At 54.1% G+C, this 22,377-nt stretch carries 21 protein-coding genes, 3 tRNA genes and 1 pseudogene; 12 read left to right on the forward strand and 13 right to left on the reverse strand.

What is annotated here, in order from left to right:
* The 7 genes from ABLV30_RS14635 to ABLV30_RS14665 all read right to left on the reverse strand — a co-directional run bounded on the left by ABLV30_RS14635 (position 1) and on the right by ABLV30_RS14665 (position 6,208).
* Positions 1-504: a fimbrial protein gene (locus tag ABLV30_RS14635; protein WP_025106063.1), complete on the reverse strand. Its 504-nt coding sequence runs from the start codon at positions 502-504 to the stop codon at positions 1-3.
* A gap of 12 nt (positions 505-516) precedes the next feature.
* Positions 517-1,044 (reverse strand): fimbrial protein, encoded by a 528-nt coding sequence (locus ABLV30_RS14640; RefSeq protein WP_014229993.1) that lies wholly within the window; start codon positions 1,042-1,044, stop codon positions 517-519.
* Positions 1,045-1,054: 10 nt separating this feature from the next.
* The gene (locus ABLV30_RS14645; protein WP_348865615.1) at positions 1,055-3,682 is read right to left on the reverse strand and encodes a fimbrial biogenesis usher protein; all 2,628 of its coding nucleotides are present in this window, start codon (positions 3,680-3,682) and stop codon (positions 1,055-1,057) included.
* Between the two features lie 74 nt (positions 3,683-3,756).
* Positions 3,757-4,437, reverse strand: a complete 681-nt coding sequence (locus ABLV30_RS14650; protein ID WP_177952343.1) for a fimbria/pilus periplasmic chaperone — start codon at positions 4,435-4,437, stop codon at positions 3,757-3,759.
* A 76-nt stretch (positions 4,438-4,513) separates the two neighbouring features.
* Positions 4,514-5,053, reverse strand: coding sequence for a fimbrial protein (locus ABLV30_RS14655; protein ID WP_014838896.1), 540 nt, complete (start codon positions 5,051-5,053; stop codon positions 4,514-4,516).
* 72 nt (positions 5,054-5,125) lie between these two features.
* Complete coding sequence (gene fimA / locus ABLV30_RS14660; protein ID WP_014229989.1) at positions 5,126-5,668, reverse strand: type 1 fimbrial major subunit FimA; 543 nt, start codon at positions 5,666-5,668, stop codon at positions 5,126-5,128.
* Positions 5,669-5,707: 39 nt separating this feature from the next.
* Entirely contained in the window at positions 5,708-6,208 is a 501-nt protein-coding gene (locus tag ABLV30_RS14665; RefSeq protein ID WP_009653324.1) for a LuxR C-terminal-related transcriptional regulator, read from the reverse strand.
* A 587-nt stretch (positions 6,209-6,795) separates the two neighbouring features.
* Between ABLV30_RS14665 and ABLV30_RS14670 the strand changes: the two genes are divergently transcribed.
* Entirely contained in the window at positions 6,796-7,137 is a 342-nt protein-coding gene (locus tag ABLV30_RS14670; protein ID WP_182157819.1) for a type II toxin-antitoxin system RelE/ParE family toxin, read from the forward strand.
* A gap of 4 nt (positions 7,138-7,141) precedes the next feature.
* Positions 7,142-7,334 (forward strand): annotated as a pseudogene (locus ABLV30_RS14675) (transcriptional regulator); the annotation flags it as partial.
* Between the two features lie 79 nt (positions 7,335-7,413).
* Here ABLV30_RS14675 and ABLV30_RS14680 read toward each other — a convergent pair.
* Together ABLV30_RS14680 and ABLV30_RS14685 are read right to left on the reverse strand one after the other, a co-directional pair.
* Positions 7,414-11,019 carry an AAA domain-containing protein gene (locus tag ABLV30_RS14680; protein WP_227507198.1) on the reverse strand — a complete coding sequence of 1,202 codons (3,606 nt, stop codon included), beginning with the start codon at positions 11,017-11,019 and terminating at the stop codon, positions 7,414-7,416.
* A 287-nt stretch (positions 11,020-11,306) separates the two neighbouring features.
* Positions 11,307-11,382 (reverse strand) — tRNA-Asn (locus ABLV30_RS14685).
* 330 nt (positions 11,383-11,712) lie between these two features.
* On the opposite strand from ABLV30_RS14685, the gene nac reads away from it, so the two are divergent.
* The 3 genes from nac to ldtA all read left to right on the forward strand — a co-directional run bounded on the left by nac (position 11,713) and on the right by ldtA (position 14,707).
* On the forward strand, positions 11,713-12,630 hold the full coding sequence (gene nac, locus ABLV30_RS14690) for a nitrogen assimilation transcriptional regulator NAC (protein WP_004852321.1): 918 nt from the start codon (positions 11,713-11,715) through the stop codon (positions 12,628-12,630).
* Positions 12,631-12,736: 106 nt separating this feature from the next.
* Positions 12,737-13,687, forward strand: coding sequence for an HTH-type transcriptional regulator Cbl (gene cbl, locus ABLV30_RS14695; RefSeq protein WP_014229985.1), 951 nt, complete (start codon positions 12,737-12,739; stop codon positions 13,685-13,687).
* A gap of 78 nt (positions 13,688-13,765) precedes the next feature.
* Entirely contained in the window at positions 13,766-14,707 is a 942-nt protein-coding gene (gene ldtA, locus ABLV30_RS14700; protein ID WP_265800205.1) for a L,D-transpeptidase, read from the forward strand.
* Positions 14,708-14,828: 121 nt separating this feature from the next.
* On the opposite strand, the gene ABLV30_RS14705 is transcribed toward ldtA, so the two are convergent.
* Complete coding sequence (locus ABLV30_RS14705) at positions 14,829-15,434, reverse strand: glutathione S-transferase family protein (protein WP_047723405.1); 606 nt, start codon at positions 15,432-15,434, stop codon at positions 14,829-14,831.
* Positions 15,435-15,613: 179 nt separating this feature from the next.
* Here ABLV30_RS14705 and ABLV30_RS14710 point away from each other — a divergent pair, with 179 nt between their 5' ends.
* Positions 15,614-16,540 (forward strand): LysR substrate-binding domain-containing protein, encoded by a 927-nt coding sequence (locus ABLV30_RS14710; protein WP_064391803.1) that lies wholly within the window; start codon positions 15,614-15,616, stop codon positions 16,538-16,540.
* 37 nt (positions 16,541-16,577) lie between these two features.
* Here the strand turns inward: ABLV30_RS14710 and ABLV30_RS14715 are convergent, their stop codons facing one another.
* The gene (locus tag ABLV30_RS14715) at positions 16,578-17,576 is read right to left on the reverse strand and encodes an aldo/keto reductase (protein ID WP_109240842.1); all 999 of its coding nucleotides are present in this window, start codon (positions 17,574-17,576) and stop codon (positions 16,578-16,580) included.
* A gap of 100 nt (positions 17,577-17,676) precedes the next feature.
* Here ABLV30_RS14715 and ABLV30_RS14720 point away from each other — a divergent pair, with 100 nt between their 5' ends.
* Entirely contained in the window at positions 17,677-18,591 is a 915-nt protein-coding gene (locus ABLV30_RS14720; protein WP_032693825.1) for a LysR family transcriptional regulator, read from the forward strand.
* 118 nt (positions 18,592-18,709) lie between these two features.
* Here ABLV30_RS14720 and ABLV30_RS14725 read toward each other — a convergent pair whose 3' ends face one another.
* Entirely contained in the window at positions 18,710-18,871 is a 162-nt protein-coding gene (locus ABLV30_RS14725) for a hypothetical protein (protein WP_265800342.1), read from the reverse strand.
* 236 nt (positions 18,872-19,107) lie between these two features.
* Between ABLV30_RS14725 and ABLV30_RS14730 the strand changes: the two genes are divergently transcribed.
* From ABLV30_RS14730 to ABLV30_RS14740, 3 genes are all read left to right on the forward strand, one after another.
* A complete protein-coding gene (locus ABLV30_RS14730) occupies positions 19,108-19,374 on the forward strand; it encodes a helix-turn-helix domain-containing protein (protein WP_227507393.1) in 267 nt (88 codons plus the stop codon).
* A gap of 196 nt (positions 19,375-19,570) precedes the next feature.
* Positions 19,571-19,828 (forward strand): antitoxin, encoded by a 258-nt coding sequence (locus ABLV30_RS14735; RefSeq protein ID WP_004852307.1) that lies wholly within the window; start codon positions 19,571-19,573, stop codon positions 19,826-19,828.
* Entirely contained in the window at positions 19,829-20,161 is a 333-nt protein-coding gene (locus ABLV30_RS14740) for a type II toxin-antitoxin system PemK/MazF family toxin (RefSeq protein ID WP_088168729.1), read from the forward strand.
* A gap of 52 nt (positions 20,162-20,213) precedes the next feature.
* On the opposite strand, the gene ABLV30_RS14745 is transcribed toward ABLV30_RS14740, so the two are convergent.
* Positions 20,214-20,289, reverse strand: a tRNA-Asn gene (locus tag ABLV30_RS14745).
* Between the two features lie 194 nt (positions 20,290-20,483).
* Here ABLV30_RS14745 and ABLV30_RS14750 point away from each other — a divergent pair.
* Both ABLV30_RS14750 and ABLV30_RS14755 read left to right on the forward strand, forming a co-directional pair.
* Positions 20,484-21,941 carry an EmmdR/YeeO family multidrug/toxin efflux MATE transporter gene (locus ABLV30_RS14750; RefSeq protein WP_025106072.1) on the forward strand — a complete coding sequence of 486 codons (1,458 nt, stop codon included), beginning with the start codon at positions 20,484-20,486 and terminating at the stop codon, positions 21,939-21,941.
* A gap of 125 nt (positions 21,942-22,066) precedes the next feature.
* Positions 22,067-22,142 (forward strand) — tRNA-Asn (locus ABLV30_RS14755).
* Positions 22,143-22,377 lie beyond the last annotated feature (235 nt).

Here is a 22,377-nt window from a genome sequence, read left to right on the forward strand (position 1 = left end):
TCAGGCGTAGGTATAGGTGACGTTAATCACCGCCTGAATAGTTCCTTGCGTCGCACCGCCGTTGACCGTCAGCGCTCTGACCTGTAGCGGGAAGCTGGCGGACTGGGTGGCGTCGTCGACCTGTACCTCTTTTCTCGCGCCGGTGTTCAGCGTGGTGCCGCCCTCATCCTGCAGCTCAAGCTGGATGTTGCCGGCGGTACCCTGGTTCTTGTAATAGCCGGTGGCGTCCGCCGTACCGCTGAAGCTGGCGGTGACACGCGACGTGCCGACCGGGCAGTTGCTCAGGGTGAGCGCCACGCTGTGCCAGGGCGAAGCGGCGCCGGCGGAGACCAGGCTAAAGGTATAGAGATCGCCGAGATCGACGGTGGCGTTAACGGTGGAAACGGTACAGGGTTTGGCCACCACTTTGCCGTTAACGGTAATGGTGACGTCGGCGGCCTGTAGCGTCGGGGAGGACGCCGCCAGCATCGCGGCCAGCAGCCATCCGGAATAGGTCGGGTTCATCAGCGCCTCCGGTTACTGAAATTCAAGCGTGAATGTTGCGGTTGCATTAACGTGTCCGGCGGTCACCGGTACCCGGGTGGCCATCAGCCGGGCGTAAAAGTTCAGCGTGTTGGTCTGGCCGGGGGTCAGCGTGGTCCAGGGGATCGCTGACGATGCGGCATTGAGCGGCAGCGCCGTCTGCTGCGCGTCAAGGATCTGCACGCCCATCCCTGCCGCCGCTGAGGCGCCGCCGTCGAGCTGTAGCAGGTCGGTATTGATGCTGTCGGCAACGCCAACAAAGCCGACCTTCACCGCGGTAACCGAGCTGCCGCAGGGCGACAGCACGATACGAAACGGCACCAGCGGCGTGGTCGCCCCAACCGCATGGAACTGCTTCGCGGCGTTATCCATCAGGTCGACGGTAAAATCTTTCGACTCGCCCGCCACGGCGCAGGCGTTATCCCGAACGTAGCCGCTGATGGTGATGGTGCTGTCCGCCGCGCTGGCATTGTTGACCGCCAGCGATACGAGGGCGCTCAGCAGATACAGGGTTTTTCTCATCATGGTCTCCTTAGCGGCACTCGGCGGACAGCGGGATCAGCATCTGGTTCTGTTTTTCCGGCGGCAGGCTGTAGTCAGCCTCGCAGCTGGCGTTCGGACCTTCGCCCCATTTCGCCCGCACTTTGCCCGCCAGGGGCATCCCGCTCAGGTAGACCTGGCCGTTATCGGCGACGATGCTGCTGGCCTGGCTGCCGTCAGAAGTCACCAGCGCGCCGAAGGGAACCGGCTTACCGTTGTAGATGAGAGACATCAGCAGCTTGAGCCCGACGTGGGCCTTAAACTCCGCGCGGACAATCGCGCCGTGGGTCGGCACCACGCTGGCCACCGCATCGTCCAGGTCGACGTTATCGGCCAGGCTGTTGGTGTCCAGCGCCACCCGGTTTTCCCGGTATTCGGTGGCGTAGGGCAGCACGGCGTAGCCGCGCCAGTCGGTCTGAACCCCGGTCTGGTTTTCCACTTTGACGTTGTCTGCGCCGGGGGCTTTGATCAGCACCACCGTGTCGTTCATCGGCTGGCTCAGCGTGACGCCGTCGGCGTGGGCCAGCACGCCGCCGCTCAGGCCGTAGTACAGCTGTTTGATGCCGTCGCTGCGGCTGTAGCCGACGTTGGCGTTGCCGTAGCCGCCGCGGTAGTTCAGCGCCGCGTAGCCGGTGCCTCCGCTGTTGCCCTCACCGCCGCCGGCGTAGCCGGTCTGCATGCTGTAGCTCAGGTTGTTGCCCTCCAGCAGCGTGCCGTACAGCCCGGCGAGGCTGGTGGTTCTGCCGTTCAGATCGTTGGACATGCTGTAGCTGGCGCTGGCGTGGCGCCAGGCCGATTTGCTGTCGGAACGCAGCCAGTGGCTGAACGGAATATTGACGTTGACCGCCAGCATCTGGTCGCGCCCCTGCTGCCAGGCGTTTTTGGTCAGGCTGTAGCTGAGCGTCCAGTTGATATCGTCGATGGCGGCGTTGAGTCCTGCCTGAAGCTGCTGATCGGCCTTGCCGGTGCCCCAGTAGGTCTGGTGGCTGCCGCTCAGGTAGAGCGTGGCGGTGCGCCCCAGCTGCTGGGTGACGCTAAGCTGCACTTTGCCGCGCTTGTTGTAAGCGAGGTTGTAGTAGTCGGTGAATTTAGGCTTCACTTCAATCACCCCGTCCTGGGTCTCGACGTTGTAGCCGCTCATCCGGCTGTAGGTGGTATCGGCGAAGCTGAAGTAGCCGCGCGTCGAGTAGCGGTAGCCCACCAGCTGAATATTGGTGCCGGTATCCGTCAGCGACTTGTTATAGAGGAAACGCACCGACTGCCCCTGATGCTCGCTGTCATCGGGCAGGGTGGCGTTAGCCTGGGTGATATCCAGCGACAGTGCCCCCAGATCCCCCATGTTTTTCCCCACGCCGAGGTTAAAGGCGCGGTAGCGGTCCGCCAGCTGGGTGCCGCCGTACAGCGTCCAGCCCGCCGGAAGGCCGTGCAGCAGGGTGCCCTGGAAGAACTTCGGTTTCTCCTGCTGATTGCTGCCGCTGCGGTACTCACCGGCGGTGACCGTATAGCGGGAGTAGCCTTCGCGCTGGAGCACCGGAACGGACGAGTAGGGGACGGTGAACACCTGGCTGCTGCCGTCGGCCTCTTTGATGGTCACCTGCAGGTCGCCGCCGTTGCCCGCGGCGTAGAGATCGTTGATGGTAAACGGGCCGGGCGGCACCGTGCTCTGGTAGATCTCATAGCCGTTCTGTTTGACCGATACCTGAGCCGTGCCGCGGGCAATCCCGTGAATGACCGGGGCGAACCCCTTCTGGCTGTCCGGCAGCATATTGTCGTCGGAAGCTAGCTGCGCGCCGCGGAAGTTAATGCCGTCAAAGACGTCGCCGTTGGTGTAGCTGTCGCCCAGCGTGAGGCGCGAACGCAGTAGCGTAATATCACGCTCAAGCCACGAGTTGATATGCTGCCATTTGTTTTCATTGGTCGTCGAACTGCCGCTGCTGCTGTAGCTCCAGGTGGTGTTGTCGCGCAGGCGCCAGGCGCCGAGGTTCAGCCCGCTCTGCAGGTTCAGGTACGCGTAGTTGCTGCTGCCGCCGACGTCGTTGTGCACGTTGTTGCCGGTGAAGTTGTAGTTCAGTAGCCCGGCGTTAATTCCGTGGTCCCAGAGCTCAGGCGGAATATAGCCGCGGGCGCGGTTGCCCATGAACGCCTGGGGCACGGTCAGATACAGCCGCTGCTGCCCGGCATCAAAGCGGGTGGTGGCGTCCTTGATCATCTCGGTTAGCGGTACGCAGGCATCCGCCGCCAGCACGTCGATTCCGGCAATGGCCGCGGTATTCACGCCCATGCTGGCCAGCTGTCCGCGGGTCAGGCAGGGGGCCAGCCCGTGGCCCTTTTCAGCGGCATTAAAGGTGATATCGCGGGTGGTCATATACCCGTCATTCAGGTAGATATCCGCGCGATAGGTACCCGGCGGCAGCTCCTGGCCCTTTTCAAAACCGGACAGATCCGCCACGGCGGCGGGATCGTCCGCCAGAAAGCGTGGGTTGAAATAGAGCTCCGCCTGCGCGTAAAAAGCCGGTGAGGAAAGTAAAAGGGCAAGGGGGATCTGCGCGAATACGCGCGCAGATCCTGGAGTCATTCGCCGGGAGCCCAAGTGGTCGAGTCCATATTTCAGATGTGACATAGTCCCTCCGGTCCAAAGTCGCCCGGCCATCGTTATTTTTTTCGTTCAGGGGGAGAGCGCTGCTCCCCGGTCAGTTACTGCATGACGCCTTTCATACGCGGGGTGAGTGCGCCGTAGTCGTTAATCGTCCGGTATGTAATCCCGCGACCTGCATCGGACGGTAAACTGACGCTGGCTTCGCCCATCGGCGGGACCAGCGCATTTTTCAGCACCCGGGTTCCGGCGTTGAGCTCGGTGACCGTCTGGTAATAAGGGGTTGGGTTAATCAGCGTGAGTGAGCTTCCGCTGCGGCGGAACTTCAGCTTTTCCGCGGCCTGATCCGGCGGTAGCGCCAGTTTGGCCGGGCGGTAATAAAGCTTGATACGGCTGATAATCGCCAGCTGTAGCGTGTTTTCGCTGAGCTTTGATTTATCCATCGATGGGATTGCTTTGACGTTCATCCAGAACAGCGTTTCCCGGTCCTGCGGCAGCTGGCCATTGGTGGCATCGAGGATGCGCAGAGTATTCTCTTTCTTCCCCTGCATGGCGAACAGCGGCGGGGTAATGACAAAGCTCCCGTCTTTCGCGCCATCGGCGTTCTCTACCCATGACTGGATCAGATAGGTGCTGTCGTCGTTATTGGTCACCGCCAGCTGAGCCTGTTTCTGTCCGGCCGGATAAATCACGCGGGTCGCGCCCAGCGCCACGCCGGCCTGCGCCTGAGCGGTAAAACCGGCGGTGGAGAGCAGCAGGAGTCCTGCCAGTAAACCGCGCATCCCGCGCGTGGTAGCCCGTCTATTTTTCATGCTTATCTCTTTCTTTCTCACGGTGAATTCCTGTTACCGGCGCTGATTACTGGTAGGTCAGGGAGAACCAGGCCTGAGCATTTGCCGCTCCTCCGGTGACCTGATTCCCGGTGGAACGATATTTGGCGACAAAATGCAGCGTCGTTGGCCCCGTGTGCAGCTGCGTCCATGCCCCTGCGGGCGCATTGAGCGGGATCTGACTGCCGGTTTTATCAAACAGGGCAACGCCAATGCCGGTCGCGATCCCCGGACCCTCGCCAACCGAGAGGACGTCCGGATTTTTACCATCGGCGACGCCGTGAAACGCCACGCCAACGCGCTGGCTCACGGCGGTACTGCACTCCTGCAGGTGAATATCGAAGGGAACGGGATTGGTGTCCTCCCCGGCCGAATGAAACCGATTGCTGCTGATTTGCCCCATCTTGACCGTCATCTGCCGGTCGCCCGCTTCAACGCGACAGGACTCGGCAATGACTATCCCCTGAAAGCGCATGTTCCCGCCGGGCAGCATGGTGTCCCACTGGTTTCCTGCCAGCGCCAGCGGTGGGAGCAATAAAATCAACAGACCAGACTTCATTCTTTGCATCGTTATCACCCTTACTCTTATTCGGATAACGGGCCGTCCTGGCCCGACGCGCTTCCCTGCCTGATGAAAAAATTACTCGTACTGCACTTTAAAGGTGGCGTCAGCGTTAGCGGTACCGGCAGTGGCTGCGGCAGTCGCGTAGTAGCGAGCCTGGAACGGGATAACGTTGGTGCCATCGTTCAGCGTGGTTTGCGCGCCGAATGCGGCGCCATCCAGCGCCAGCGGGGTACCGGTACGGTCAAGGATCTGTACGCCGACGTTAGTCGCGCCGCCCGCGGCGGAGTTCTGCAGGGCCAGTACCGTTGGGTTGGCGCTGTCAATCGCCGTGCCGGTAAACGCGACGGAGGCTTTGGTGGCGACGGTGGTATCACAATCATTCAGCTGGATATTGAAGCCGACAGCCGTGCTGGTGTTGCCTGCGGTCGCCAGCTTTGCAGAACGAACCTGGCCTAACTGAACGGTCTGGTCGATAGAACCGGCATCAACCGCGCAGGCCGCGTTAACCACTTCCCCTTTAAAATGCACCGTACCGCCGTTCACCGTAACGGTATCGGCCAGAGCCGCAGCAGAACTCAGGGACAGTGCTGAAATAACGATAAGTGCTAATTTGTTCATGATAAAACTCCTGTTTATGAATAATCCTGAAGCTATGCTTCACTTAAAAAAACATTTATTGTTGAAAAATAACTTTTGAAACGTAATCCTGTTTTTACAACCTAATTTATTCATCAGGTTGCGGCGGTGCGTATAAATAGTCTTAAGTTTCACGCCAAACTCTTCTGCGATCTCCTGGTTGCTTTCCCCTCTGCTTAACATGCTTAACATCTGCTTTTCACGCAGGCTTAGCCGGTACTTTGTATGATAGTTTCCTGAAGTTTCTTTCTTTAAAAAGAAATTCAGGATGCTTCTGGTATTACTTTTTTTGTCCAGTACGGTTATTTTTTCAAATAGCTCGGACTTATAAAAAGCTAAGTCGCTGGATGCGAAGGCAACAATGTTTTTATTTGAAAAATAAATCCACTCCGAACCCGAAAGGTCGTTAGAGTCCAAATCTATAATCAAAAAGAAATTGTCAATAAACTCTACTCCAAGCAGTTCAATCAGGCCCAGAGTGAAATATTTATCCTTAGATAAAATATTAGTTGATAGATTCATATCTGAACGCGATCTCATCCTTGGGTTGACCTTTAACTCATCGTTAATAAAACCATTCAGCGAATTGAGAGTAATCTAACATCACCCGTCTCAATGAGGCATGCAGCTGAGGCTCTAAAAGATGTAACCACTACAAAGTTATCATTTTGTGGGTGTTTTGTTTGTGATTTTCATTGTAAATGGCGTTAAAGGTTTATAATTTGTTTTTTTATAGGTTTTTGTAAATTAAAAATGATAGGGTTGAGTTATCATTAAGCTCTAAACAATAGGCACACTCTTTGTATTGGAATTTTCTTAGGGAACATTCCTTGATAAACGTCTGACATCTTTATCTTTAGCCAATCAGATTTCTTTTTATCTGCCTGTGTATATCCCTATAGAGGTGTCCGGATTCTCGCTTTTACGCTGTCTTCAGGACGCTTTCAGTTGATACATCCCGATAGCATCAAATATCTCACCGTCTGCAATTTTCAGCTTTATTTTGCGGCCCCATAAGCGTCAGGGGAAAATAAGCATCTCCCTTTCTTACCGGTGGCCTAAATCCTCCAGGGTGCTTAGGATTTAACCTATATTATTCGGGAGGTCCCGTGTGGACGATTAAAACAACGGATACGTTTGCCTCGCTCGATGATACCGATCGAGCCAGCATGCTTGCAGCGCTGTTGGTCCCGCGGGAAAAGGGGCCGGGTTTGTCCAGACCGTATGCCGATACGCTTAGAGGCTCCCGCTACGGCAGCATGAAAGAGCTGCGTATTCAAAGCCGGGGCGATCCGATTCGGGCGTTTTTCGCTTTTGACCCGGCCAGGACAGGTATTGTGCTTTGTGCCGGAAATAAGGTCGGTAGTGAAAAGCGTTTTTACGATGAGATGCTCCCGATTGCCGATCGGGAGTTCACGAGCTGGTTGAACACACTTAAAGAGAAGGCGTAACGCGATGGGCAGAACGCTGGAACGAAAAACCCGAAGTCGCGGCCGAAGCTCAGGCGATGGCGGCAGACATCCTGCTCAATATCCACCTCGCCGAACTGCGTGAAAAAGTCCAGAAAACTCAGGTGGAAATGGCGCAGGCGCTGGGCATCAGACAACCGACCGTTGCAGTAATGGAAAAACCAGGGCGTGACCTGAAGTCTGAATTGTTCTGATTTTGTTGCCATTTCCCGACCGATCATTTTAATGAATAAATAAATGGTAAAAATAATTCTGACCTTACTCCAGCCTCAGCCGCTCCCTAAGCTCCTTCACCAGCGACGCATCATCCAGTTCTGCACTGATCTCATGACGAATCGCATTAGTGAACTGTTCACTGCGCTCGCAGCTATGGTGATAACCATGAGATAGCCAGTTCCAACTCCCGAGAACAATGTAGCGGCCATCGATCATCATTACCTTTTCATGTGTCCCTTCCGTCAACCGGATAATATTCTCTTTTCCTAGTTGTTCGCGGTACTCGGCAACCAGAGTCTCATCATTATCATCCGCACGATCCATACGCTGATGATAGTAGCCGTAATAAACTTTAACCCTGACGCCACGCCGCTGCGTGGCTACCAACTGCGCCAGCTCCGGCCTCTGATAATGCTTACCTCCCCGGCGGATCCACGGAGCGATGATAACCAGCTCCTGTTCACACTGACTGGCCAGCGCGCTAAATGCGGCAATATGTTCACAGTCGCGATAATAACGCTGTAGACGGGGGGTCTGGCTTAGGCTGGCAAAATTCGGATGCTGGCTACCTTGTTCAAGAAGGAAGCTTTCAGCAACGCTATCCGCAAGGACTTTCAGGTATCCACCTGCTTGCCGCAATCGATGATGGTTACCTACGACGATAAATTGCTGTTTTGCGCGTGAAACCACGACATTAAGCATGTTTGGTGCATCGTTTTGAAAATTCGGATTATCAAGAGGATGAAAAATTACCGGACTATAAATGATGACCTCAAAGCCAACGCCCTGAAACTGGTGCACTGTACCAATGCAGTTTTTCTGCCAGTGATTCATTCGTTGCGCAAGACGTTTAATCAACAATGACTTCTGATTGCTATAGGGTGTGACGATGCCAACATCGGCAGTCAGATCGTAACCAGCTTCTTCCAGCTTATCCAGCAATAGCTCAATAGCATCAACTTCATCCAGATTAGTGTTAACCATATCGCCTTTCTGACCTTCTACGCTGTAGAACATCAAATGATGTCCGCCTGATTTCTCAAACGCGCTGGCAATACGGCTAGAAGGGGAGGCCGTTTCCACGCTGACGCCATGATAGTTCGCCAGTCGGATGAAAAGGTCGGCAATAGGTTGCTGGCACCGGCGATGCTCATCGAGAATGATGCCATTACCCGTATCGTCTACCTTGCCGGAAAGCGTACCCGCAGCACGGTGCCAGCCCGTGACGCTTGCAGGTGAGACACGCTCATACAACGTATTGTTGCTGGCGAAATGACGCTCACGCAACTGTGTTTGCAGGTTTTCTGACAGGTTTCTGATGGGTTCAATTTGCAGAGGATCGCCAACAATCATCGCTTTCTCACTGCGACTCAATAGGGGCACCAGGGATTCAAGCGAAATCATGCCCGCTTCGTCGCACAGTGCCAGGTGCCACGGTTTATGCCCCTTGAGTTCATCGAGCTTACGATAACCAGCAACCTTCCACGCGGAAACCAGCGTGGTCGCCATTACCGGATATACAAGAGACAGTGCGCAATAGAAATCATCAAGCTTATCCAGCCAGCGATAATAGCCCGCACTAAGGCGCTTACTCATCAACGCCCGCCAGTGAGTCAGTACCTCTTCCAGCTCAATTTTCCGCTTCAGTTGCTCTTGCCAGAGATAACCGATAGCGGCTTCGAACATTTCCCGGTGTTGCCTGATAAAGCGTTTACGCGAAATGTCGCACCAGTTACCTTCCGGATAAAGCTGTTGATACTGTGCCGTTAGCTGTTGCGCCCGGATGACCTGACGCCATTGTGCCTGCAATTCTGCTACTTCAGTATTAAGAGCCAACAGGCCAACTTCCTGTTGAGCTTCGGGTTCCGCATGCAGGAGCAGCGCCAGTAGCGCTAAGCTGTCTACCTGCTGTGAAAGCATTTCCCCAGCATCAGCCAGAGCAGCCAGCTGACGATGGGGAAGGGAAGAAAGACTGAATTTGCGAAAGTCCTCCGGTGCAGCCAGGCTCATCTGTTGCAACCTTGCTGGATATTTCCTCTCGAAAAAACGAGCCAGATAACGCTTTATCCCTTTGCGCGGATAGTCGCGGTAATGCAGTTCCAGGGCCGGGCGTAGCGGTGAATCCATCCAGCTAAGTATCTGCTCCAGACTATGCTGCTGCGGCCATGTCGCCTGCAACGTCTGGTAAATTCTGCTGGCCTGTAGACGCTGCGCTTTTATCTCCCTAAATTCCTGCAGGCGCTGTTCTAACTGACAGGCTAAGGTATCCAGGTCGTCGGGGTGATGAAGCGAAACATCAATACCGAGTATCTGTGCATGAGCGGCGAGTGGGGGCATTTTTTCCATGAAACGGGCCGGTAGCTCTTTTGCTAGTCGGGTGTCCAGACCACAATCCACAACAGATTGTATCGCGACTGCCTTTTCATTCAGATACGCCCGGTAACAAGCGTTCATCTCCTCGCGATGCTTGAGTAAAACCGCTAAAAAATCGTGCTGCTGCTGTTGGTCATAGCTTTCCTGTCGCCAGCGACCAATCAGTTTTTCAAGCCGGGTAAGCTCATGCTGAACCTGTTCGTTCGAGCCGCTATGAAACCATAACCAGTCCAGATCCTGAGTTGCAGGGTCACTGCGCAGATCGTCAATGATATTCTCCACCGCTTTTATTGCAGTGGACGTGACCAGCATGCCGAAGTTCTGGTCCTTTCCATCAGCAATTGCCAGTGCTCTGGCAACCAGTTGTTGTGCGATGAGTGACTTGAATAGCGTAGTTTTACCCGTACCCGGCGCACCTTGTACGGCAATCAGGCGCTCATCCTGATTAATCGCCTGTATTGCCGCCATCTGCCCATGGCCCAGAGGATATTGCGTTTCAAACAAACCGCCAGTCACCACTTCGTGAATATGCGGGGCCTTCTCGTCACTATGGATATGGCTGAGATACTGCTCCAGCAACGGGAAATCACCAACCGCGTTATCACAAAGCCAGGTGAAATCTTCCGCATCACGCTTGAGGTTGTAATCCTCATTATGCAGCGGAGCCACCAGGGCATTAAACGCAGTTTCCAGCCCCTGATATTTACTGTTTGATTGCTGAGTGACCCATTTCAGAAGAGCCTTAAACGCCTCAAGGAACGTGTCATATTTACATCCCGTGAGCGCGCTGACGATACTCATCATATGACGGTTTTCACCGAGCTCATCCAGCTGAACACCAAACATTTCACGAAAAGCGAAGGGGAATGCGCTAACAAGTTGCCCATCTTTAACGGGAACTAGCAGGGTGTTTTCGTTCTGTTCAAAAAATGATTTTGGGAGGGGGAAAGAGAACAGCGGAAGGTATTTTACATTGGCCTTACCTCGCTCATTTTCGATACAGCGCAGTACCGGAAATAGCAGGTTAACAGGCTCAATATGGGTAGTTTTACCCTTTTCGTCATATTTAACGAAACGCCGGCGCCAGTGGTTGCGCATTTCAGGCGTAACACGGAGTACTACTCCGCTCTGGTTTTCTTCACAATTATTTATACCGAGCATGAGTTGTTGGTGCTCATGCACCTTGCTGGCCGGTATTTTACTCTTTTCTGCGCCACTGAATTTCACATAATCATGCCACGCTGAAAGGATATCTTTAGACGAGTTTTGCATCATGCTAAAAGAGCCTTAACCTGAGTATCTCCCTGAAATTAATGGTTAGAGAATAACACAGAGGCAGATATTTTAACCCTACCAATGGGGACATCTTTGTATGGAGATATAATATGAGTTACAGCGGCTAATAAGTTTTCCAGTTTGACTGAGATGAGTTAGCGTTCAAACAACTGGCACGGATTCTTATGGCGCTGCAAATGAAGGGCCTGCCAGGCGGGAAGCTATCTTGAGCTAGCGGGGGAATAATGAAAAGCAAAAAGCCCGCTCGAAAGCAGGCTTCTTAAATTTGGCTCCTCTGACTGGACTCGAACCAGTGACATACGGATTAACAGTCCGCCGTTCTACCGACTGAACTACAGAGGAATCGTGTGAACGGGGCGCATATTAACGATGACCATCCCCCTTGTCAAAGCCTGAATCACCTTAACTTGTTCGTTTGCCGACAATTTCAGCAGAGTGCCTGTTTTTACGGCATTGCGCCGCCGGATGCACCGTTGTGGTGCATTTATACCCCTAATGGGGCATACCGCAATCCGCTTACCGGGCAACAAAATCGCGGTTTGCTATCAGTATCCCTTATTACGCGGCCTGCAGCGGCATTTGCGTCCCTGCAAAAAAGCTGGCAAGCAAATTGCAAAACCTTCTGCATCTAAACGGCCAGTGTTGGTACTGGTGTTCCTTACAGGAGGCAAAATGAACTTAAGACGACTGAAGTATTTTGTGAAAATCGTCGATATCGGCAGTCTGACCCAGGCCGCTGAAGTCTTGCACATCGCACAACCGGCGCTGAGCCAGCAGGTTGCGACCCTGGAAGGCGAGCTGGACCAGCAGCTGTTGATCCGCACCAAGCGCGGCGTGACGCCGACCGAAGCGGGCAAGATCCTTTACACCCACGCCCGGACTATCCTGCGTCAGTGCGAGCAGGCGCAGCTGGCGGTTAACAACGTCGGTCAGACGCTAAGCGGCCAGGTGTCAATTGGGCTGGCTCCGGGCACGGCGGCTTCGGCCATTACCATGCCGCTGCTGCAAACGGTGCGTAACGAGCTGCCGGAAGTTATGGTCTATCTGCAGGAAAGCAGCGGAACGATCCTCAACGATAAGCTTATCGACGGTCAGCTGGATATGGCCGTGCTCTATGAACGTTCCCCGGTCGCCGGGATCGTCAGTCAGCCGCTGCTGAAGGAAGATCTCTACCTGGTCGGAACCCGGGATTGCCCGGGGCAGAGCGTGGATTTGACGGCGGTTGCGGAAATGAATCTGTTCCTGCCGCGTGATTACAGCGCCGTTCGCGCAAGGGTCACCGAAGCCTTCACTCTGCGTCGACTGTCGGCAAAAATTATCGGCGAAATTGAATCCATTACCACCCTGACGGCGGCTATTGCCAGCGGCATGGGCGTCACCGTTCTGCCTGAGTCCGCCGCCCGTTCGCTGTGCAGCGCGGCGAATGGCTGGATGGCGCGCATCAGCACGCCGTCAATGAGCCTGTCGCTGTCGGTCAATATGTCGGCACGCGGCAGTCTGTCGCCGCAGGCGCAGGCGGTTAAGGAAATTTTAATGTCGCTGGTGAGCCGTCCGTCGCTGGAAAACCGTGAATTATTGTTAGTCAGTTAGGCTATATTCCTGAATGGAATAAGTTGCTGGTTTTTATTATTTGTTAGCAGGGACAACAGACTTTAACAATAGTGCATATGTTATGTCTGATAGCCCGGAGGAAAGGGTGAACTTCCAGCAACTCAAAATTATTCGTGAAGCGGCCCGTCAGGATTACAACCTGACGGAAGTCGCCAATATGCTCTATACATCGCAATCGGGCGTCAGCCGTCATATTCGTGAACTGGAAGAAGAGCTGGGGATCGAGATTTTTATCCGCCGCGGCAAACGCCTGCTGGGGATGACGGAGCCGGGCAAAGCGTTGCTGTCGATTGCCGAGCGTATTCTGAATGAAGCCAGCAACGTTCGTCGCCTGGCGGACCTGTTTACCAACGATGCGTCCGGCGTCTTAACCATCGCCACCACCCACACCCAGGCGCGCTATAGCCTGCCGCCGGTGATCAAAGCCTTCCGCGAACTCTTTTCCGACGTGCGTCTTGAATTAGTTCAGGGGACGCCGCAGGAAATTGAAGCGCTGCTGCACAACGGCGGCGCGGATATCGGCATCGCCAGCGAGCGCTTGAGCAACGACCCGACGCTGGTGGCTTTCCCCTGGTTCCGCTGGCACCACAGCCTGCTGGTCCCCAAAGATCACCCGCTGACCCAGGTGACGCCGTTAACCCTCGATGCCATCGCCCGCTGGCCGCTTATTACCTATCGCCAGGGGATTACCGGGCGTTCACGTATTGACGAAGCCTTTAACCGTAAAGGGCTGATGCCGGATATCGTATTAAGCGCTCAGGACTCCGACGTTATCAAAACCTACGTCGAGCTGGGGCTGGGCGTAGGGCTGGTGGCGGAGCAGTCAGGCGACGCGCGGGAATCTGATACCTTTACGCGTCTCGATACCCGCCATCTGTTCGATGCCAATACCGTCTGGCTGGGCCTGAAGCGCGGTCAGCTGCAGCGAAATTACGTCTGGCGCTTTATTGAACTGTGTAACGCGGGGCTGTCGCTGGAGGAAATTAAACGTCAGGCGATGGAGCCGGAAGAGGCCGCAATCGATTATCAGATTTAGCAGGATGATAAATCTGATATGAAAGAGTAAACGAAGCTATAATTCATTCACGATTATCGCCACAAAGGAAGGGAAATTGTGCGGCGTGTGAAACTGCTTTGTTCTCTTATTATGATCCTCACCAGCCAGAGCGCTCTGGCGGTGAGCTATCCGTTGCCGCCGGAAGGAAGCCGCCTGGTGGGCAGCCCGCTGACCATCACCATTCCGCAACGCAATACCCAGCCGCTGGAGGCCTTCGCCGCTCAGTACGGTCAGGGCCTGAGTAATATGCTTGAGGCCAACCCCGGCGTCGACGTGTATCTGCCGAAGTCGGGCTCCACGCTGGTGGTCCCGCAGCAGCTTATCCTGCCCGCCACGGTTCGCAACGGGATCGTGATCAACGTGGCTGAAATGCGTCTCTACTACTATCCGCCCGATGGCACAACGGTTGACGTTCTGCCGATTGGCATTGGCCAGGCAGGACGCGAAACTCCCCGTAACTGGGTCACCGCCGTGGAGCGTAAGCAGGAGGCGCCGACCTGGACGCCCACTGCCAATACCCGTCGTGAATACGCCAGCCGTGGCGAAAGCCTGCCCGCGTTTGTGCCCGCAGGGCCGGATAATCCCATGGGCCTGTACGCGATTTACATCGGCAGGCTCTACGCGATCCACGGCACCAACGCCAATTTCGGCATTGGCCTGCGCGTGAGCCAGGGCTGCATCCGCCTGCGTAACGACGACATCAAATACCTGTTTGATACCGTTCCGGTCGGGACGCGCGTGCAAATCATCGACCAGCCGGTGAAGTATACCGCCGAGCCGGATGGCAGCCGCTGGGTTGAGGTTCACGAACCGTTGTCGCGTAACCGCGCGGAGTATGAATCGGACCGGAAGGTGCCGCTCCCCATCACGCCGGCGATTCAGGCCTTTGTGAAGGGGGAGGGGGTGGATGTGAATCACGCGGAGCAGGCGCTTGAACGCCGTTCAGGGATGCCGGTGGAGATTGGTCGTGCAGCACTGCACGCCGGTAGCGGTTTTTAACCCTTTCCCTCACGCCAGGCGATTTCTTCCATCAGTATAACGCGCCCGCGGTTGCCGGGCGCTCTCGGTTGCCGTGGCGATTCACGTTCAGGGTTTAGCTTCATCGCATTGAGCTGATGCTTTAGCTAAAGGGATGTTTTTTAAAGGCGCTATGGGTTTCAAATAATTCGGCAACGGACCGGATATGATTAAAGTCTCCCGCATGAACCACGTGAGGGATCGTTGACTGAATAAAGGTCCAGATAACCGTACTTGTTACGGCCACCTGATCGGGAACCGCGGCCGCCGGACGCTCCTCCAGTAGCCTGTTCCACTCCGTGCAGGCTGCCAGCAGCTGAGTCGTGATGCGCGCTATCCACGGATTATGCTGCTTTTCCGCCGGGCGCAGATTGTGTTCATAGACATTTTGTACCGCCTTTTCACCCGCGGCGAGAATAAAGCCCAGCGTTTGCAGATCGCTTGCCAGCGCGTCCGGCGCGACCGGCAGCAGCTTGCGCCCCGGGGCGGCCTGGGCTTCAAAATAAGAGAGTATCAGCGACGAATCCATCAGGCGAATTCCGTTATCCAGCACCAGCGTCGGCGCTTTGACCGCAGGGTTTATCCTGGAAAAGGCTTCAAAGCTGCTGAATACGGACAGCGGGTGACTTGCAAACTCGACGCCGTAGAGTTCAAGGGAAATCGCCACGCGCCTTACATAAGGCGAATCCATCATGCCAATAAGCTTCATCATGATTCCTGTTTTCCTGTGCTGGTGAAATAGGCTGGGGTTAATGCTTCATTGCCGGCGGTGAAGAAACAGTACAGTAAATTCGTCATGGCGAATATCTTCAGTATCTTACGGGTTGGGTTAGTATTACTGACAGATTGTGGGTCACGTTTTACGCGTCAGGTTGTGGGAGCGGTAACATGGCGGATTTTCCCCCTATTGCGAGTTTACGTAGTTTTGAAGCCGTGGCGCGTCTTGGCAGCGTGACGCTGGCGGCGAAAGAGCTACACGTTACGCATTCAGCCATCAGCCAGCAGATTAAAGTGCTGGAGGAGATGGTCGGCCTCAAACTGTTTATCCGTCACGGCCGCGGCGTGCAGATTAATGAAGAAGGGCGGCTCTATGCCTTACAGGTCCGCGAGGCTTTGCACCATATTGCTGATGCCACCCGGCTGGTGCAGGTCAACCCCCGCCGGCAGGAGCTGACCCTGGCGATGGTGCCCTCGTTCGGCTGCCACTGGTTGTTGCCTCGCCTGGAACGGTTTCGGGAGAAATACCCCCATATCTCGCTGCGAATACAGGCGAGCCTGGCGATAACCAGCATGCAGCAGGAAGGGGCGGATTTGGCTATACGCATGGGAAAAGGCGACTGGGAAGGAACGGAGAGCCATTACCTTTTCTCCGATCAGCTTATCGTTGTGGCCGCGCCAACCTATAACGGCGGCGTGCTCCCCCATACGCCGTCAGAGATAGCGAAGAGCAACATTATCTTTTCCATGGAGTCGTGGAAAGCATGGTGTATCAACGCGGGGCTTGAAAGAGAGATTGTGCCAGGCGGTTTGTGCATCAACGACTCGAACCTGGTGCTGGAGGCCGTCCGGCTCGGTAAAGGTATCGCGCTAGAACGCCGCTCTTTAGTCCAGGATGCGCTCTCCAGAGGTGAGCTGGTGCAGCTTACGTCTTTCACTGCCCCTTATCCGTGGCCTTACTGGCTGGTTTCATCGCAGGGCGCAGAGCAGAAAAACGAAGCCATTCTATTTAAGGCCTGGCTTGATGAGGAGGTTACCGCGTGGCGCCAGCAAACTGGCGCGGTGGAGGAGAAATGTGCGCGAGGCGGTAAACCTTAGCTCCCGCCGGAAAGGCGGGAGAATTTATAGCAGGATGTTACTTATCGATTAAATGAAAATCACCCTGGGTATATCTTAATCCGTGAATATTGTCAGGGGTAAAGATACGATCGATGAGTTTAATATCAACATCGGAAATAGCCAGGCTGGCTGCGCCGGCATTATCCTGCAAATGCGCGATTTGGCGCGCGCCGGGAATGGGGACGATATCATCGCCTTTACTCATCACCCACGCGAGAGCGAGCTGGGCCAGGGTAGAGCGATATTTATCGGCCACATCCCGCAGCTGGCTGAGTAGCTGCTGGTTTTTCCGCATGGCATCGTGCTGGAAGCGAGGAAGATTGCGCCGAAAATCATCCTCGGCGAAGCCGGACCGATCGGTGATTTTGCCGGTTAAGAATCCACGACCCAGCGGGCTATAGGGCACAAATCCTACCCCTAATTCGCGGCAAGTTTTAAGAATGTTTTCTTCCGGCTCGCGGGTCCAGAGAGAATATTCAGTCTGAACGGCGGCGATCGGATGAACTACACAGGCCCGGCGTAAAGTATTGGCAGAGACCTCGGAAAGTCCGATATGGAGAATTTTCCCTTCCTTGACCAGATCTGCCATTGTTCCCACTACGTCTTCAACGGGGACGGTGGGATCAACGCGGTGCTGATAAAGGAGATCAATAGTCTCGACGTTGAGACGTTTTAGGGAGCCTTCTACCGCTTCGCGGATATGTTCAGGACGGCTGTCAACGCCGGCCATACGCTCAAGCCCCTGACCGCCAGGAAGAATGCGGAAACCAAATTTGGTCGCAATCTGTACCTTATCGCGAACGCCTTTGATTGCTTTTCCGATCAGCACTTCATTCTCAAATGGGCCATAAACTTCTGCGGTATCAAGGAAGGTGACGCCCAAATCAACCGCAGCGTGAATGGTGTTAATTGCTTGCGACTCTTCGGCTCCGCCATAGGCAAAACTCATTCCCATACAACCCAGACCTAATGCCGACACCTGAAATTTATTCTTTCCCAGATAACGTGTTTCCATTTTATTTTCCTCACTCGTACAATGTGCTGAAATATATACTTCCCTTTTCCACTCACAACAATTAATCTCTTTCTAATGCAGTATTTTACGGATGTTAACAATGAAAAATATTCCCGAATTGCAACATGTAGAAATGCTTATTCTTATTGTGAAGCATGGAAGTTTTCGTCAGGCAGCAAAAGAGTTGAATATTTCTCCACCAACGTTAACTATTGCCATAAATAATCTGGAAGAGAAACTGGGCGCGAGGCTTTTAAATCGTTCTACGCGCAGTCTTTCTCTGACCGCTATCGGCCAGGAGTTTCTGAATGACGTTACTCCTGTGCTCAATGACTACAGGCGGGTGATTGATAACCTTAATGAGCACAGAGCAAAGCCGGAAGGGGTGGTGAGACTAAATTTGCCACGCATTGTGCTGGATCTCTTCTTTCAACGTTACTTCGCACCGTTCAAAAATGAGTATCCGGATATTAAACTTGAGTTATTCACCACGGACAGAAAAGTCAATATTATAGATTCAGGATTTGATGCGGGTATACGCTATACGCAAGATGTGCCTAAAGATATGATTGCCATACCCTTTGGAGAGCCGCTATCTCTTATTCCAGTGGCGAGTGCGGATTTTATAAAAAAATGCGGCGCACCCTCTTCACCAAAAGATCTCGTTAATTTCAGATGCATTAATCGTTGCTTTCCAGGTGGGGATCTGTACCGCTGGGAGTTTATTAGCGCTACGGGCGTTATAACGGAAGTGGCTGTGAAGGGCGATCTGGTGATGGATTCCGATGCGGCGATGATACAGGCTGCGGAATCCGGATTAGGTATTGCCTTTGTATATGAGAATCTGGTTCAGGATAAAATTAAAGAAGGCGGGCTTGTCCGCTTACTGTCTGATTATCGTTATCCTGCCGATCATTTTAATATTTACTATCCGAGCCGCAAACATATCCCGGTCCCCCTGAGAACATTTATAACATGGGTGATGTCGATGAATAAAAATATCCTGGAGCAATAGCATGTGAAACTGCGGGTGAAAATAGACGGGATGAAAAACTGATTTTATCACGCTATTTTGCACGGTCGATACGCCTGACGCTTCTGCGGCTTTATCATCCGGTCGCCATCCCGCGCCGTTAGCGCTGCCCGGTTCCGGGGCTGCACGGGTGCAAAATACCGCTAAACCCGTTGTAGCCCCGATCCTCCCGGTAGCCGCCGGGGTTGGTATCGCTGACGAAAATGGCGGCGATATGCCTGGCGTTTTTGAACCTCAGTTTGGTCGGCTCCCGCTTTGTCATTCAGTATATGACGAATTGCCATAACGATGAGATCTGCGTCCCTGGCTTTGTCTTCAGGGTTGCGGGCAGAAACAAAAGGAACGCCCCAAGCTTTCGCCTCAAAATCATTAATGGTGTTTTAGTCTCCTCAATTTTCAGCCGTTTTTTGATGAGCTCACAACAAAAATGAAAGCCCCGCGCTGGCGATGTACTACCTGAAGAGTGAAGTTTATTGACGCGGTATAGCTCAAAGTATGATGCAGTCTGACCGGCATCCTGTCGACATCATAGGTGGGCTGAAAAACGGGGCACTTTACTGTCAGCGCTTTTGCGACAGGCAGGTCCTGGTGTCCTCCATTCTGGCTAGTACGCTTACCCACCGCTGGCCCAACAGCGAAAGATTGATTGCTGAAGCGTTCGACGTCGAGCCTGGAAAAATCAGGCCTCACGCTACCGCTGATGCTCCTCCGAAGCAGCTCCGATCCGGAAGCCGCCTCGCATTCCGTTTACCTGAACCGCCATAATCCTTTAAACCGCAAAAACAGTTTTCTATTATCAGCCTTCTTAGTTACGCGTTTCGTTCCCACCTGTACTGTCCTTCGATGGATAACGGCTTTCTTCACGCTTTATTACGAAAAGGAAATCACCATGAACCTGATGAATAATTGTGCATATCCTGACATGGATGTTATATTAAAATATAATATTCGGAGGTGCTCTATGTATACCACTCGCCTGAAAAAGGTCGGCGGATCCATCATGTTGGCGGTTCCTCCCGCCGTGCTCAAAACGCTGGAGCTGTCGACGGACAGCGAAGTCGGCATGACCATTAATAATGGCTGCCTGATTATTGAACCCCAGAAACGGCCTCATTATTCTCTTGAGGAGCTGCTGGCGCAGTGCGATCCGCACGCCGAAATGAGCGAAGAGGATCGGGAATGGATTGATGCTCCTGCGGTGGGCAAGGAGATCCTGTAGATGGACAGAGGGGAAATCTGGCTCGTTTCACTGGATCCGATTGCAGGCCACGAGCAAAGCGGAAAACGTCCGGTGCTTATCGTATCGAAGGCATCGTTTAACAAGCTGACCCGGTTACCCGTTGTTGTTCCCATCACCAGCGGCGGAAATTTTGCTCGCACGGCAGGTTTCACCGTTCCACTGGAAGGGGCAGGGATAAAAACAACGGGCGTTATTCGCTGCGACCAGCCCATAACCATTGATATGGCTGCCCGGAACGGCAAGCGGCTGGAACGCATACCAGACGCGGTGGTAAATGAAGTGCTTGCCAGGCTGGATGCAATTTTAAGTTAACGCAGGATGCAGAAAAGCAAAAAGCCTGCTTCAAAAGCAGGCTTTTCAAATATGGCTCCTCTGACTGGACTCGAACCAGTGACATACGGATTAACAGTCCGCCGTTCTACCGACTGAACTACAGAGGAATCGTTGTGGAGTCGTATCTTAGCGGCGAAAAAACTTTTGTCAAACATCTATTCGCCGTCCGAGGCTCAACTGGCGCATCCATCAACAAATTGTCGCCATTATCGACAATTTATCGGGAAAAATGCTTTGCAGGATTAGCTTTTCTCTATCATCATTTGAAATGTAGTTTCAACTTTTCTCACTAAGGTCTCCCTTGAACGTCACCGCCGCATTACGCCAGTCCGTCGAACGCACGTCCTGGTTTAAAAAACGCAAGAGCTATCGCGTCCTCTACTGGCGTGAAATCAGCCCGCTTGCGGTCCCCATTTTGCTGGAAAACGCCTGCGTATTGCTGATGGGCGTGTTGAGTACTTTTTTGGTCAGCTGGCTCGGTAAAGAGGCCATGGCGGGCGTAGGCCTGGCCGACAGCTTCAATATGGTGATCATGTCCTTTTTTGCCGCCATCGACCTCGGTACGACCGTGGTGGTGGCTTTTAGCCTGGGTAAGCGGGACCGGCGGCGGGCAAGGGCGGCAGCGCGCCAGTCGCTGGCGATAATGACCCTGTTCTCGATTATTCTCGCGGCGGTCATCCATGCCTTTGGCGCGGAAATCATTAATTTTGTCGCCGGGGATGCGACAGAAGAGGTAAAGGGTCTGGCGCTGACCTATCTGGAGCTGACGGTGCTGAGCTATCCGGCGGCGGCAATTGCCCTGATCGGCAGCGGCGCGCTGCGCGGCGCCGGGACCACCAAAATTCCTCTGCTGATCAACGGCGGGATGAATATCCTCAATATTATTATCAGCAGCATCCTGATTTACGGCATTTTCTCGTGGCCCGGCATGGGGTTTGTCGGGGCGGGGCTGGGATTAACGATTGCCCGCTACATTGGCGCGGTGGCTACCATTTGGGTGCTAATGATCGGCTTTAACCCGGCGCTGCGCATTTCGCTGAAGAGCTATTTTAAGCCGTTTAACTTCGCCATTATCTGGGAAGTGATGGGCATCGGGATCCCCGCCAGCATTGAATCGGTTTTGTTCAACGGCGGTAAGCTGCTGACGCAGATGTTTGTTGCCGGGATGGGGACCAACGTGATTGCCGGTAACTTTATCGCTTTCTCCGTGGCCGCGCTGATCAACCTGCCGGGGAACGCGCTCGGTTCAGCATCGACCATTATCACCGGCCGACGCCTCGGAAAAGGGCAGATCGCTCAGGCGGAGCGTCAGGCGTGGCACGTCTTCTGGCTGTCGACCATTATTTTGACGGCGATCGCCTGGGGAACCGCGCCGCTTGCCGGCCTGATCGCCTCGTTCTATACCAGCGAAGAGGACGTCAAAGTGGTGGTGAAAGAGCTGCTGTGGCTGAACGCCTTCTTTATGCCGATCTGGGCGATGGCCTGGACGCTGCCGTGCGCCTTTAAAGGGGCGCGTGACGTGCGTTACACCATGTGGGTCTCAATGCTCGGCATGTGGGGCTGTCGCGTGGTGGCGGGCTACACGCTGGGGATTGTGCTGGGCATGGGGGTGATCGGCGTCTGGCTGGGTATGGTGCTTGACTGGGCGGTGCGCGGCGTTTTGTTTTACTGCCGGATGGTCAGCGGGCGCTGGCTGTGGAAGTATCCGCGAACGAAAGCGCAGGCCGACGAGACCCGCGCGCAGGTTGAAGAAACGTAACATGCGGTGGGCGAAACGGGACTTTTCGCCCAAAGTGGAGAATTATTCGGCAAACGGTTTGAAATGTGAAAACAGCCTTTGACAAGGTGGGGCGCCATCGATAATATGCGCCTCGTTCAAACGATTCCTCTGTAGTTCAGTCGGTAGAACGGCGGACTGTTAATCCGTATGTCACTGGTTCGAGTCCAGTCAGAGGAGCCATATTTAAGAAGCCCGCTTAAGGAAACTTAAGCGGGCTTTTTGCTTTCTATTCCATAGCCACGATGGTGGCAACGCCGGGGCACAAGAACATTCCCTGCGCACCGTCAGGGTCTTAAAACCAGGATACAATAAGGGAAATTAGCCCGATCGCGGCAGTCCAGAAAAAAAGAGTTGCTAATAAAATAAACAGGCGGATATTCCCTACGGTTAATTTCATAAAGCTGTCGTCCATACT

The sequence above is a fragment of the Klebsiella sp. CN_Kp113 genome, from assembly GCF_040064585.1.
GTDB classification, from domain to species: domain Bacteria; phylum Pseudomonadota; class Gammaproteobacteria; order Enterobacterales; family Enterobacteriaceae; genus Klebsiella; species Klebsiella michiganensis.

What these genes read in the sequence shown, in the direction of transcription:
- ABLV30_RS14635 (WP_025106063.1), bottom strand. Translation starts at nt 504, where the DNA reads ATGAACCCGACCTATTCCGGATGGCTGCTGGCCGCGATGCTGGCGGCG.
- ABLV30_RS14640 (WP_014229993.1), bottom strand. Translation starts at nt 1,044, where the DNA reads ATGAGAAAAACCCTGTATCTGCTGAGCGCCCTCGTATCGCTGGCGGTC.
- ABLV30_RS14645 (WP_348865615.1), bottom strand. Translation starts at nt 3,682, where the DNA reads ATGTCACATCTGAAATATGGACTCGACCACTTGGGCTCCCGGCGAATG.
- ABLV30_RS14650 (WP_177952343.1), bottom strand. Translation starts at nt 4,437, where the DNA reads ATGCGCGGTTTACTGGCAGGACTCCTGCTGCTCTCCACCGCCGGTTTT.
- ABLV30_RS14655 (WP_014838896.1), bottom strand. Translation starts at nt 5,053, where the DNA reads ATGCAAAGAATGAAGTCTGGTCTGTTGATTTTATTGCTCCCACCGCTG.
- fimA (WP_014229989.1), bottom strand. Translation starts at nt 5,668, where the DNA reads ATGAACAAATTAGCACTTATCGTTATTTCAGCACTGTCCCTGAGTTCT.
- ABLV30_RS14665 (WP_009653324.1), bottom strand. Translation starts at nt 6,208, where the DNA reads ATGAATCTATCAACTAATATTTTATCTAAGGATAAATATTTCACTCTG.
- ABLV30_RS14680 (WP_227507198.1), bottom strand. Translation starts at nt 11,019, where the DNA reads ATGATGCAAAACTCGTCTAAAGATATCCTTTCAGCGTGGCATGATTAT.
- nac (WP_004852321.1), top strand. Translation starts at nt 11,713, where the DNA reads ATGAACTTAAGACGACTGAAGTATTTTGTGAAAATCGTCGATATCGGC.
- ABLV30_RS14705 (WP_047723405.1), bottom strand. Translation starts at nt 15,434, where the DNA reads ATGAAGCTTATTGGCATGATGGATTCGCCTTATGTAAGGCGCGTGGCG.
- ABLV30_RS14710 (WP_064391803.1), top strand. Translation starts at nt 15,614, where the DNA reads ATGGCGGATTTTCCCCCTATTGCGAGTTTACGTAGTTTTGAAGCCGTG.
- ABLV30_RS14715 (WP_109240842.1), bottom strand. Translation starts at nt 17,576, where the DNA reads ATGGAAACACGTTATCTGGGAAAGAATAAATTTCAGGTGTCGGCATTA.
- ABLV30_RS14720 (WP_032693825.1), top strand. Translation starts at nt 17,677, where the DNA reads ATGAAAAATATTCCCGAATTGCAACATGTAGAAATGCTTATTCTTATT.
- ABLV30_RS14725 (WP_265800342.1), bottom strand. Translation starts at nt 18,871, where the DNA reads ATGACAAAGCGGGAGCCGACCAAACTGAGGTTCAAAAACGCCAGGCAT.
- ABLV30_RS14730 (WP_227507393.1), top strand. Translation starts at nt 19,108, where the DNA reads ATGCAGTCTGACCGGCATCCTGTCGACATCATAGGTGGGCTGAAAAAC.
- ABLV30_RS14735 (WP_004852307.1), top strand. Translation starts at nt 19,571, where the DNA reads ATGTATACCACTCGCCTGAAAAAGGTCGGCGGATCCATCATGTTGGCG.
- ABLV30_RS14740 (WP_088168729.1), top strand. Translation starts at nt 19,829, where the DNA reads ATGGACAGAGGGGAAATCTGGCTCGTTTCACTGGATCCGATTGCAGGC.